Annotated in this window: 11 protein-coding genes; 8 read left to right on the top strand and 3 right to left on the bottom strand. The window is 62.3% G+C overall.

The features are described 5' to 3' along the window. Positions 1-2 precede the first annotated feature (2 nt). Both D2V07_RS08855 and rpoB read right to left on the bottom strand, forming a co-directional pair. A complete protein-coding gene (locus tag D2V07_RS08855) occupies positions 3-233 on the bottom strand; it encodes a hypothetical protein (protein ID WP_119586601.1) in 231 nt (76 codons plus the stop codon). A gap of 3 nt (positions 234-236) precedes the next feature. Continuing rightward, complete coding sequence (rpoB, locus tag D2V07_RS08850) at positions 237-4,415, bottom strand: DNA-directed RNA polymerase subunit beta (RefSeq protein WP_119586600.1); 4,179 nt, start codon at positions 4,413-4,415, stop codon at positions 237-239. Positions 4,416-4,780: 365 nt separating this feature from the next. On the opposite strand from rpoB, the gene D2V07_RS08845 reads away from it, so the two are divergent. The 7 genes from D2V07_RS08845 (at position 4,781) to rplL (ending at position 9,209) form a co-directional block, all read left to right on the top strand. After that, positions 4,781-6,418 (top strand): DUF885 family protein, encoded by a 1,638-nt coding sequence (locus D2V07_RS08845; RefSeq protein WP_158586788.1) that lies wholly within the window; start codon positions 4,781-4,783, stop codon positions 6,416-6,418. A 203-nt stretch (positions 6,419-6,621) separates the two neighbouring features. After that, on the top strand, positions 6,622-6,750 hold the full coding sequence (locus D2V07_RS19005; protein WP_267899749.1) for a hypothetical protein: 129 nt from the start codon (positions 6,622-6,624) through the stop codon (positions 6,748-6,750). Between the two features lie 29 nt (positions 6,751-6,779). Continuing rightward, positions 6,780-7,334, top strand: coding sequence for a DUF2975 domain-containing protein (locus tag D2V07_RS08840; protein ID WP_119586598.1), 555 nt, complete (start codon positions 6,780-6,782; stop codon positions 7,332-7,334). Continuing rightward, complete coding sequence (locus D2V07_RS08835; RefSeq protein ID WP_119586597.1) at positions 7,334-7,561, top strand: helix-turn-helix domain-containing protein; 228 nt, start codon at positions 7,334-7,336, stop codon at positions 7,559-7,561. The genes D2V07_RS08840 and D2V07_RS08835 overlap by 1 nt, the downstream gene beginning before the upstream one ends. 76 nt (positions 7,562-7,637) lie before the next feature. Further along, positions 7,638-7,880: a hypothetical protein gene (locus D2V07_RS08830; protein WP_119586596.1), complete on the top strand. Its 243-nt coding sequence runs from the start codon at positions 7,638-7,640 to the stop codon at positions 7,878-7,880. A 360-nt stretch (positions 7,881-8,240) separates the two neighbouring features. Beyond that, positions 8,241-8,756 carry a 50S ribosomal protein L10 gene (gene rplJ, locus D2V07_RS08825; protein WP_119586754.1) on the top strand — a complete coding sequence of 172 codons (516 nt, stop codon included), beginning with the start codon at positions 8,241-8,243 and terminating at the stop codon, positions 8,754-8,756. Between the two features lie 75 nt (positions 8,757-8,831). Further along, positions 8,832-9,209, top strand: coding sequence for a 50S ribosomal protein L7/L12 (gene rplL / locus D2V07_RS08820; RefSeq protein ID WP_119586595.1), 378 nt, complete (start codon positions 8,832-8,834; stop codon positions 9,207-9,209). Between the two features lie 97 nt (positions 9,210-9,306). Here the strand turns inward: rplL and D2V07_RS08815 are convergent, their stop codons facing one another. Continuing rightward, a complete protein-coding gene (locus tag D2V07_RS08815; RefSeq protein WP_158586787.1) occupies positions 9,307-9,852 on the bottom strand; it encodes an acyloxyacyl hydrolase in 546 nt (181 codons plus the stop codon). Positions 9,853-10,034: 182 nt separating this feature from the next. On the opposite strand from D2V07_RS08815, the gene D2V07_RS08810 reads away from it, so the two are divergent. Further along, positions 10,035-11,441 carry an MATE family efflux transporter gene (locus D2V07_RS08810; RefSeq protein ID WP_119586593.1) on the top strand — a complete coding sequence of 469 codons (1,407 nt, stop codon included), beginning with the start codon at positions 10,035-10,037 and terminating at the stop codon, positions 11,439-11,441. Positions 11,442-11,494 lie beyond the last annotated feature (53 nt).

Here is an 11,494-nt window from a genome sequence, read left to right as displayed (position 1 = left end):
GTTTACTTCCCTATCCGGGGTGCATTCTGTTCAGACTGCTGCGCGCTTGGACGGTTGCGCCACGCAAAAGCCAAATTGAGTAGACCGGCAATGAAGAATCCTTGAGCGACGAGGTTATCGCCATCCAATAGTTTTGCTTCAGCCTCGAACCTCAAAACTCCGATGATCGCGAATACCGAGCCCACGAACAAGGCGCTTTTCCATTCGAATTTGTCGGCCCATCTTCCGAGCATCGCTTACTCCGCAGCAATCTGCCCGAAGTCGTCCTCGTCTTCCCCGCCCTCGTTGAGCGAGGAAAGTTCGACGTTGAGGCCCAGCGAGCGCATTTCCTTGACGAGCACGTTGAAGCTCTCCGGAATGCCGGCCTCGAAGGTATCGTCGCCCTTGACGATCGCTTCGTAGACCTTGGTGCGTCCGACCACGTCGTCGGACTTCACCGTCAGCATTTCCTGCAAGGTGTAGGCCGCGCCGTATGCCTGCAGCGCCCAGACCTCCATTTCACCGAAACGCTGTCCGCCGAACTGCGCCTTGCCGCCCAGCGGCTGCTGGGTAACGAGCGAGTACGGGCCGATCGAGCGGGCGTGGATCTTGTCGTCCACAAGGTGGTGCAGCTTGAGCATGTAGATGATGCCCACGGTCACCTTGCGGTCGAACGCCTCGCCGCTGCGGCCGTCATACAGCGTGGACTGGCCCGACGCATCGTAGCCTGCCTTCAGCAGCATGTCGGTCACATCGCTTTCGCGCGCACCGTCGAACACCGGGGTGCCCATCGGGACACCGCGACGCAGGTTGTGCGCCAGTTCGGCGACTTCCTCGTTCGAACGGCTGTCGAGATCGTCGTAGTAGTTCTCGCCGTAAACGTCCTTCAGCTTGGTCATCAGCGCCTCGGGCGGCTTGCCCGCGGTCACATCCGGGTTTGAAGCACGCCATTCGTCGAGCTGGACTCCGATCTGCTGGCCCAGCCCGCGCGCGGCGAAGCCAAGGTGCGTCTCGAAAATCTGCCCGACGTTCATGCGCGACGGCACGCCCAGCGGGTTCAGCACGATATCGACCGGCGTACCGTCCTCGAGGAACGGCATGTCCTCTTCCGGCAGGATGCGCGAAATCACACCCTTGTTGCCGTGACGGCCGGCCATCTTGTCGCCCGGCTGCAGCTTGCGCTTCACCGCAACGAAGACCTTGACCATCTTCAGCACACCCGGGGCGAGTTCGTCACCGCGTTCGAGCTTTTCCTTGCGGTCCTCGTACTTGTCCTTGATGGCCTTCACGGCCTCGTCGTACTGGCCCTTCACCGCTTCCAGCTGGCTCTGCATATTGTCGTCGGCGACGGCAAACTTGAACCAGTCGATACGGTCGACATTGTCGAGCACGTCATCGGTGATTTCCGTGCCCTTCTTCACGCCCTTGGGGGTCGCGCTGGCGGTCTGGCCGACCAGCATGTCACGCAGGCGGTTGTAAGTGGCACGGTTGAGGATGTTGCGCTCGTCCTCGCTATCCTTCTTGAGGCGTTCGATTTCCTCGTTCTGGATGGCACGGGTACGGTCGTCGATCTCGATGCCGTGGCGGTTGAAGACGCGCACCTCGACAACGGTACCGGCAACGCCCGGCGGCAGGCGGAGCGAGGTGTCGCGCACGTCGCTGGCCTTTTCGCCGAAGATGGCGCGCAGCAGCTTTTCTTCCGGCGTCATCGGAGATTCGCCCTTGGGCGTGATCTTGCCCGCAAGGATATCGCCCGGGTGCACTTCGGCACCGATGTAGACGATGCCCGCCTCGTCGAGGTTGCGCAGGGCTTCCTCGCCGACATTGGGAATGTCACGGGTGATGTCTTCCGGGCCCAGCTTCGTGTCGCGGGCCATGACTTCGAATTCCTCGATGTGGATCGAGGTGAAGACGTCGTCCTTCACGATACGCTCGGAAATGAGGATGCTGTCCTCGTAGTTGTAGCCGTTCCAGGGCATAAAGGCGACGAGCGCATTCTTGCCCAGCGCCAGTTCGCCCAGGTCGGTGGAAGGACCGTCGGCGATGATGTCGCCTTCCTCCACCGTTTCACCCACCTTCACCAGCGGACGCTGGTTGACGCAGGTGTTCTGGTTCGAACGCTGGAACTTCTGCAGCGTGTAGATGTCCACGCCGGGGTTGGTGGTGTCCACCTCGCCCGAGGCGCGGATCACGATACGGCCGGCGTCGACCTGGTCGACGATGCCGCCTCGCTTGGCGGAGATCGCCGCGCCCGAATCGCGCGCCACGGTCTCTTCCATGCCGGTGCCCACCCACGGAGCCTCGGCCTTCACCAGCGGCACGGCCTGGCGCTGCATGTTGGAGCCCATCAGCGCGCGGTTGGCGTCATCGTTTTCCAGGAACGGAATAAGCGACGCGGCAACCGAGACGAGCTGCTTGGGCGACACGTCCATCAGCGTGACGTTTTCGTTCGGACTCATCGTGAATTCGCCGTTCTGGCGGGTCGACACGAGGTCTTCCACGAACTTGCCGTCGTCATCCAGCGCAGCCGACGCCTGGGCGACGGTGTGCTTCTGCTCTTCCATGGCGGAGAGGTAGTTGACCTCGGACGAGACCTTGCCGTCCTTGACGGTACGGTAAGGGGTCTCGATGAAGCCGTACTTGTTGACGCGGGCAAAGGTGCTGAGCGAGTTGATCAGACCGATGTTCGGGCCTTCGGGCGTTTCAATCGGACAGATACGACCGTAGTGGGTGGGGTGAACGTCGCGCACTTCGAAGCCGGCACGCTCACGGGTAAGACCACCCGGCCCGAGCGCCGAAACACGGCGCTTGTGAGTGACTTCGGACAGCGGGTTGGTCTGGTCCATGAACTGCGAGAGCTGGCTGGAGCCGAAGAACTCGCGAACGGCAGCCACGGCGGGCTTGGCGTTGATCAGGTCGTTCGGCATCACGGTGCTGACGTCGACGGAGCTCATGCGCTCCTTCACGGCACGTTCCATGCGCAGCAGGCCGACGCGGTACTGGTTTTCCAGCAGCTCGCCCACCGAACGCACGCGGCGGTTGCCGAGGTTGTCGATGTCGTCGACTTCGCCCTTGCCGTCCTTCAGGTCGACAAGTTCCTTCACCACGGCAAGGATGTCTTCCTTGCGCAGGGTGGTGACGGTGTCTTCCGCGTCGAGGCCGAGACGCATGTTCAGCTTCACGCGGCCCACGGCGGACAGGTCGTAGCGCTCGCCATCGAAGAACAGGCCTTCGAACAGCGCTTCGGCGGTTTCCTTGGTCGGCGGTTCACCCGGACGCATGACCTTGTAGATCGCTTCCAGGCCCTCGTCGCGGTTCTCGGCCTTGTCGGCTTCCAGCGTGTTGCGGATCCATGGGCCGGTGGTGACATGGTCGATGTCCAGCAGGTCGAGCTGGTCGATACCGGCATTGTCCAGCTTCTCGAGGTTTTCCGGCGACACTTCGTCGCCCGCCTCGATGTAGATGCGGCCGGTCTTCTCGTCGACCAGGTCGGCGCTGGCGTAGCGGCCGAAGATTTCCTCGGTCGGGATCAGCAGTTTTTCGAGCCCGTCCTTCGCAGCCTTGTTGGCAGCGCGCGGCGACACCTTCTGGCCTGCGGGGAACACTTCCTCGCCAGTCTTGGCGTCCACCAGCGCGAAGCTGGGCTTGGACCCGCGCCAGTTCTCGGCGACGAAGGGAATTCCCCAGCCTTCGCCGGACTTGCCGGTCGAACGCTTCCAGGTCACCTTGTTGTAGAAATGATCGAGAATGTCCTCGGCATCGAGGCCCAGGGCATAGAGCAGCGAAGTGACCGGCAGCTTGCGCTTGCGGTCGATACGCACGTTCACGATGTCCTTGGCGTCGAATTCGAAGTCCAGCCACGAACCGCGGTACGGAATAACGCGGGCAGCGAACAGGAACTTGCCCGAAGAGTGGGTCTTGCCGCGATCATGATCGAACAGCACACCGGGCGAACGGTGCATCTGCGAGACGATCACACGTTCGGTGCCGTTGATCAGGAATGTGCCGTTGCCCGTCATCAGGGGCATGTCGCCCATGTAGACGTCCTGCTCCTTGATATCGAGCACGGAGCGGGTTTCGGTTTCCTGGTCCACCTCGAACACGATCAGGCGCAGCGTCACCTTCATCGGGGCCGCGTAGGTGATGCCGCGCTGGCGGCATTCGGTGGTGTCGTACTTGGGCTCTTCCAGCTCGTAATGGACGAAGTCCAGTTCGGCGGTACCGGCGAAGTCACGGATCGGGAAGACGCTGCGCAACGTCTTTTCCAGGCCGGAGACATAGTCGATCGAGGGATCCGAGCGCAGGAACTGCTCGTAGCTTTCGCGCTGCACCTCGATCAGGTTCGGCATCTGCACCACTTCGTGGACGTCGCCGAAGATCTTGCGGATACGCTTCTTCTTGGTGCCGGTGTTCGCCGGGAGAGACTTTTTCGCCATATTGTAGAGCCCTTGGCCTTCTCTTCGCGTGTGGGCAGCGGCGCATGGCCGGTGCCGGAAAAAATTCGTCAGGAGCGGGAGGACGCGAGACGCAAAAACGGCTGCAAGCAAGGCGCACCTTCCCTCTCGGGGCGGGCACCGCCTTCGCAGCCTTGATCCTGTCATCTCACGCAGAAACCGAAAGCTTCCGTCCTGGGCTGCACCCCCGCGTAAAAGCGCACCTTGCTCGAAACTCTTCGGCGATGAGGGCCATATAGGTATGCAGCCGAGTCGGGTCAATGGGGCTGACCGCTGGCCTTCGCCCGAACGATTCTGCTGGCTGGACAGGGCGCCCAGACAATGGCAACCGAAGATGGAGACCTGCGATGCGCCTGATCCTTGCCGCCCTGATGGCCCTGTGCCTTGCCACCACGGCCCACGCGCAAGCCGATTACGACGATCTTGTCGAACTGCACGAGGAGCTGCGCACCTACATGGTTCCGGCCTTCACCTCCGCCGTGGTGCTCGACTCGGGCGCGCGCGTGGGGGAGACCTATGCCGACGACCTGATGCAGCGCAAGCTGGCGGGGCTCGCCACGTTCGAACAGCGCCTGGATGCGATGCCGGTGCAGGACTGGGCACGCGAACAGCAGGTCGATTACCTCGCGGTGCGGTCCATCCTCAATGGTTACCGCTTCAACCTGCAGGTGCTGCGCCCGTGGAAACGCGATCCGGGCTTCTATCTCGATCCGCTGATGCGCGTGGCGTTCGCCGAGGTGCCTGCCAGCGGCGATGACCTGGCCGACCTGCGTCGCCAGCTTTCCGCCGTACCGCCCATGCTCGCCGATGCCCGCGCCAATCTGACGGAGGTGGCAGGAGACTATGCCGACCTCGCGCTCTATAATCTAGAGAACAGCGACGGGGTCAACCACTACCACCCCTATCGCGAAGTGCCTCCGCCGGGCATCATCGGCTGGTATAACGATCTGCTGGCGCGCGCCCGTACAAACCAGCCCGAGCTGGTGCCAGACATAGAGGCCGCACGCTCGGCGCTGTCCGGCTTTCGTGACTGGCTGGAGACCCAGCGCCCGCAGATGGATGCGTCGGCAGGTGTGGGCGCGGCGCGCTACGACTGGTTCATCCGCCACGTACGCATGATCCCTATGACGAGCGACGATATGCTGGTGCTGGCAGAGCGAGAGCACGAACGCATGACCGCCGCACTTGCCCTGCTGCGCCATCGCAACCGCGATGAGCCACAAATCGCTTTGTCGGCCAGTGCCGAAGAGCAGCGCGGCAAGATCGCCGAAACCGATCGCATCGTGCGCGAATGGCTGACGGAAGAGGACATCATTACCATTCCCGACTTCGTTGGCGAACTGGGTGCGAACACCCCTTACATCGAACGACCTGGCGGACCGAATTTCTGGGAGCAGATCCAGTTTCGCGACCCCATTCCCGACCACGTGCACGCGGTTATTCCCGGCCACCGCTTCGACGCGGTGCTGGCCGAGCGTGACGATAGGCCGATACGTGGACGTTACAGCGAAGGATCGCGCGCAGAGGGTTGGGCCACCTATCTCGAAGAAGCGACGATGCTGGCCGGAGGGACGGACCATTCGCCCCGCGCGGACGAATACATGATGCTGTTCGGCATTTTCCGCGCCGCGCGCGTTCCGGCCGACGTCAACATGCAGCGCAATGCGTGGAGCGTTGCCGAGGCGGTGGACTTCATGCGTGCCCGGACCCCGTGGCTGGACGAGGACGTGGCCCGCGTCGACGCCGAGATCTACCTGCGCCGCCCGCCCGGTTACGGCGTGGCTTACACCATCGGCAAGTTGCAGATGGATGCACTGCTGGCGGACCGGGCCATGCAACTGGGAGACGACTTCAAACTACGCGAATTCCACGATGAGTTCATGGCGGCAGGCCGTCTGCCCATCGCGCTCATCCGTTACGAGATGACCGGAGAGGCGGACGAAGTGGCGTTGTTCTGGGAGACACCTCCCATTCCCGCACCCTAAGCGCAGCGCAATTCGCAAGGTCATCGTAATAAGCCCGGCTGGCTTACCGTTTGGACATCGATCGCTTCGGGATGGGCGTTACCCAATTCGGTTCGATTCCACGAAACGGTAAGGCGTATATTGTTTTTCGATATTATCGATTGACAATAAGGTGCGACTCGGCCATATCGATTGTCGATAATCAATATCAAGGAGATCGATAAATGAACCGCCTGCTCAACAATTCGCTCGCCGCGCTGGCCGCCGTCGTCATTGCGCTTACCTCCCTGTCCGCCGTCACTTCGGTACCGGTGCAACAGGGTGCTGCCATCGCCGCCCCTGCGCTGGCGTAATTTGCACGCTCGATCGAGAAAGACCGCAAATGACTGACGCAGCACATCGCCCCAATGACCTCCTGCTACTGGCCGGAAAGGTCCTGTCCCTGATGATGCAGGGCATCATGGTGCTTGCCGCAATAGGGTTGCTGATTGCAATGCCCGTTCTGGTAATCTTTCGCGCCGACATCGTCGCCGGGGTTGCAGCAGAGATGGGGCCGCAGGCAGGGGAGTTTCCCCTCGTGCCGGCCATCGCCGTGATGGCCCTTGCGCTCATCGCCGTGGCGCTGATCTTTTTCTTCTTTGGCAAGCTGCGGCAGGTTATCGATACGGTTGCCGAAGGCGATCCGTTTGTTCCGAAAAATGCGGACCGGCTAGGCCTGATGGCATGGCTGCTACTGGCGGTTCAACTGCTCGGCTTCCCCATAGCCGCAATTGGCATGTACGTGTCCGACTGGGCCGAAGCGGTAGAGGACGTGAACCTCACATTTGATGTCGGGATCGATATCGAGGGCATGCTCATGGTCGTCATCCTGTTCATCCTCGCCCGCGTATTCCGGCTTGGCGCAGCAATGCGCGATGACCTGGAAGGAACCGTCTGATGGGCGCCGACGCTGAAGGAACCGGCATCGTGATCCGGCTGGACGACCTGCTGCACGATCGCCGCATGACCCTTACCGAATTGGCAGAGCGCGTAGGGCTGACGCTCGCCAACCTCTCGATCCTGAAAACCGGCAAGGCCAAGGCCATCCGCTTTTCCACGCTGGAGGCGATCTGCCGGGAGCTGAAATGCCAGCCCGGAGATCTGCTGGGATACGAGCGAAAGTAACCACTTGGAATTGTGGCAGCAGTGTGGCAATTGCGGCGCGCCCGGATTTTCAGGGTTCCAAGGACAGGAAATCAACATGAAGAAGATTATGCTCGTAGCCGCTCCCCTCGCTTTCGCTCTTTCCGCCTGTGGCGGTGCCGCCGACGATGCTGGCGAACAGGCCGAAGATGTTGCCGAAGCCGAAGCCGAAGTGATGGATGCCGAAGCCGGTGTTGCCGAAGCCGAAGCCGAAGTGGCCGAGGAAATGGGCGACGAAGCCATGGAAGCAAACATGGAAGCACAGGCTGAAGAGCTGGAAGAAACCGCCGACGAAATCTGATCGGTAATCTTCCTGCCTGGCGCGCCCCAACCGATTTTCGGGGTGCGCTTTCGGCTTGACTTTCGGGGCGTGGCAGCTATCTGCCCGCCCCGATTGCTTTTGCAGTCATCCGTCCGAGACAGTTGGTGACCGGAATGTGCCGGTCTTAATTTCCAGCCTAGACGGGGAAATGAGTTTTTGCAGATCGCCCTGGCGTTCTGCCATCAGCGTGATGTTCACGCGCCTCCTTCCCCATCAATGGACACGCCAGATCGCGATGAGCGCATCTGGCAACCCCTATGCCACGCGGCATGAGCCGTGTGGCAACTTGAGCCGGTCGTCCGCAAGAATACGCGGGCGGCCATAGTGAAGGAGTACGGCATGGATCGTTCGCAGAAATCCGAAGCGGTCGCCCAGCTCAGCGAAGTGTTCAACGAGGTCGGCGTGGTGGTTGTCACCCGCAACCTCGGCCTGACGGTGGACCAGTCCACCGACCTGCGGAACAAGATGCGCGATGCAGGGGCTACCTACAAGGTTGCGAAGAACCGTCTCGCCAAGCTCGCCCTGAAGGACACCGATTACGTCGGGATCGATGAATATCTCACCGGTCCCACAGCATTGGCCTGGTCAGTAGACCCGGTTGCAGCCGCCAAGGTTGCTGTCGATTTCGCCAAGTCGAACGACAAGCTGGAAATCGTCGGTGGTTCGATGGGCACGCAGGTTCTCGACGAAGCAGGCATCCGGTCTCTGGCCTCGATGCCCAGCCTCGACGAACTGCGCGGCACGATTGTTGGCCTGGTCAACGCTCCGGCGACGAAGATCGCCCGCGTTGTCAACGAGCCGGCAGCCAAGCTTGCCCGTGTCTTCGGTGCCTACGGCGCCAAGGACGCAGCCTAAGAGACGCTTTCTCGCATTCGAGACGAAACATCATGGGGCAATCGATACGCCCCGCCCATATTGGAGTGAAACATCATGGCTGACATTGCCAAGCTTGTAGAAGAACTGTCCTCGCTGACCGTCATGGAAGCGGCCGAACTGGCCAAGGCCCTGGAAGAAGAGTGGGGCGTTAGCGCCGCTGCTGCTGTTGCTGTTGCTGGCCCCGCCGGCGGCGGCGCTGGTGAAGCTGCTGCCGAAGAGAAGGACGAATTCGACGTCATCCTCACCGGCGACGGTGGCAAGAAGATCCAGGTCATCAAGGAAGTCCGCGGCATCACCGGCCTCGGCCTGACCGAAGCCAAGGCTCTCGTCGAAGGCGCGCCCAAGGCCGTCAAGGAAGGCGTGAACAAGGCCGAAGCCGAAGAAATCAAGGCGAAGATCGAAGCTGCCGGCGGCACCGTCGAACTGAAGTAAGCTTTACAGCTTACCGCTTCGATCCAATCGGATCACCAAGGGGGCGTCACCAGCGATGGTGGCGCCCTTTTTGTCGCCCTGCTGACCCGTGCACCCTTCAGAGACGCCAGTTAACCCGTGCACCGATCATGTCGATGCCGGGGTTCTGCTCGCTGTTGAAAATCTGTCCCTGGCTGATGTGCATCCAGTGCGCCTCGACAGACACGCGCTCGCTGACCCGGTACCCTGCGCCGATCTCCGGCTCGAACAGCACCCGGCTACCCAAGTCGGCGCGGTCGCCCGTTGCCGGGTCGATGCGGAACTCGGGTCCGTCGTGCACCACCAGTCCGATGCCGGGGCGCACGTAGAACGGTCCCTTGCCGATGATCCACGACAGGCCCGCGCCTGCAAATGAGGTATCGCCTGACGTGTTGAGGTTGCCAACGACATAGGGCTGAGGCGAGCCGATGAAGTCCAGCGCTTCGATTCCGCCGAAACGGACACCGACGGCAACATCGACAGAACCGCCTTCGGTCGTCTCCAGCGTGAACGGCGTGTCGACCGCGTGGGCGTAGACGCCGCCGAACACCTCTTGGGCGCTGGCGGGTGCGGAGATTGCGGCGAGCGCGCTCGCTGCCAGAATAAAGCAGGTTTTTATGTGCATGACATCCCATTGCCGCCTGCCAGCTTTCGCCTTGCTGACCGGTGGGACTGGCTGCGGTACAGGTGTTGGCGCTGTTACCCTGTCGCCGCACCCGGCTGGCAAAGACCTTCTGCATGCAGTCATGCACTTCCCTGCGGGCACGCGCACGCCTATCCGGGCCGGCTGATTTCAGCAGAAACGACATGCGACCCGTAGCGCACCCACCCACGCCCGGCTGGAAAACCGAGGCTCTCGAAACGCTCCGCCTGGCGGGGCCGCTGGCGCTTGCCAACGTTCTGCAGATGCTGACCTACGCCATCGACGTGATGTTCATTGCGCGACTGGGGCCGGACGAACTGGCGGCGTCTGCGCTGGCCGTGGCGCTGTTCGGCCTCGTCTTGTGGTCATTGCAAAGCCTAACCGGTGCGGTCGCCCCGATCATGGCGGCAGAAATCGGCGCGCGGGGCCCAGCCCTTCGCCCCGTGCGCCGCGCGGTCCGCATGGCGCTGTGGCTGTCCGTCATCGTGTCGATTGCCGGGATGGGCATCTGCCTGATGATCGGGCCATTGATGCAGCTGACGGGGCAGGAACCGCACATTGCTGCCCTCGCCAGCAGCTACATGAATGTCCTCGTATGGTCCGCCCCCCTGATGATCGTGGCTGGCGTCCAGCGCAACTTCGTTGCTGCTCTTGGCCGGCCAGTCTTCGCGACGGTTATCACCGCGCTCGGCATCGGTGTGAACGCGCTTGGCAACTACGCCTTCATCTTCGGCAATCTCGGCGCGCCCGAAATGGGTCTGCCCGGCGCCGCCGTGGCCACTTTCATAACCTCCGTCGCGATTGCGGCGATGTATGCGGCGGCCATTCGCCTCGACCCACGGCTGCATCGCTATCACATTATGGGCTTTTTCTGGCGGCCGGATTGGAAGAGGCTGGGCGAGATCGTCCGCATCGGCACGCCCATCGCGATCACCGTGTTGGCGGAGGCGGGCGTGTTCGGCGCAGCGGCCTTTTTGATGGGGCGGCTGGGCGGCCTGGAACTGGCCGCGCATACGGTGGCGCTGAACCTGGCTGCCTTCGCCTTCCAGGTGCCCTTCGGCGTAGGCCAGGCCGCCACGATCCGGGTGGGCTATTTCTACGGCGCGCGGGATGCCGATGGGATGGGCCGAGCCGGGTGGACAGGCATCATGATGGGCACCGGCTTCATGGCACTGACTGCGGCGACGATGATCGCCATACCCGAGGCCCTGCTGGCGCTCTACATCGATCCCGGCGATCCGGCCAACGCGAGACTGACCGTGATCGCTACGGGCTTCCTGGCGATCGCCGCTGCCTTCCAGCTTTCCGACGGGGTGCAGGCCGTGGCAGCGGGCGCGCTACGCGGATTGAAGGATACGCGCGTTCCCATGTGGATCGCCATCTTCTCATACTGGGTGCCGGGTTTTGGACTCGCCGCCGGGCTGGGTCTTGGCACTCCGCTGGGTGGCAAGGGCGTCTGGATCGGTCTCGCCACCGGGCTGACCTTCGCTGCCGTCCTGCTGTTGTGGCGCTGGCATCGGCGCGAGAAACTCGACCTGACCTTGCGGAGCCGCCAAGCCGCCCCCAGGTAACGGGTGGCCGTGCCAACGCAATTTTTTCTCTTCCCCTCCCATTGACTCCGTGT

The organism is Aurantiacibacter zhengii, from assembly GCF_003584125.1.
Lineage (GTDB): Bacteria > Pseudomonadota > Alphaproteobacteria > Sphingomonadales > Sphingomonadaceae > Alteraurantiacibacter > Alteraurantiacibacter zhengii.
The sequence above is the reverse complement of the archived record's forward strand: the minus strand, read 5'-3'. Positions and strand labels throughout refer to the sequence as shown.

Bases quoted from the DNA above. Each gene is read 5' to 3' on its own strand.
- D2V07_RS08830 (WP_119586596.1), top strand. From the start codon at position 7,638: ATGAAGAAGATTATGCTCGTAGCCGCTCCCCTCGCTTTCGCTCTTTCC.
- D2V07_RS08845 (WP_158586788.1), top strand. From the start codon at position 4,781: ATGCGCCTGATCCTTGCCGCCCTGATGGCCCTGTGCCTTGCCACCACG.
- D2V07_RS08855 (WP_119586601.1), bottom strand. From the start codon at position 233: ATGCTCGGAAGATGGGCCGACAAATTCGAATGGAAAAGCGCCTTGTTC.
- D2V07_RS19005 (WP_267899749.1), top strand. From the start codon at position 6,622: ATGAACCGCCTGCTCAACAATTCGCTCGCCGCGCTGGCCGCCGTCGTC.
- D2V07_RS08840 (WP_119586598.1), top strand. From the start codon at position 6,780: ATGACTGACGCAGCACATCGCCCCAATGACCTCCTGCTACTGGCCGGA.
- D2V07_RS08815 (WP_158586787.1), bottom strand. From the start codon at position 9,852: ATGCACATAAAAACCTGCTTTATTCTGGCAGCGAGCGCGCTCGCCGCA.
- D2V07_RS08835 (WP_119586597.1), top strand. From the start codon at position 7,334: ATGGGCGCCGACGCTGAAGGAACCGGCATCGTGATCCGGCTGGACGAC.
- rplJ (WP_119586754.1), top strand. From the start codon at position 8,241: ATGGATCGTTCGCAGAAATCCGAAGCGGTCGCCCAGCTCAGCGAAGTG.
- D2V07_RS08810 (WP_119586593.1), top strand. From the start codon at position 10,035: ATGCGACCCGTAGCGCACCCACCCACGCCCGGCTGGAAAACCGAGGCT.
- rpoB (WP_119586600.1), bottom strand. From the start codon at position 4,415: ATGGCGAAAAAGTCTCTCCCGGCGAACACCGGCACCAAGAAGAAGCGT.
- rplL (WP_119586595.1), top strand. From the start codon at position 8,832: ATGGCTGACATTGCCAAGCTTGTAGAAGAACTGTCCTCGCTGACCGTC.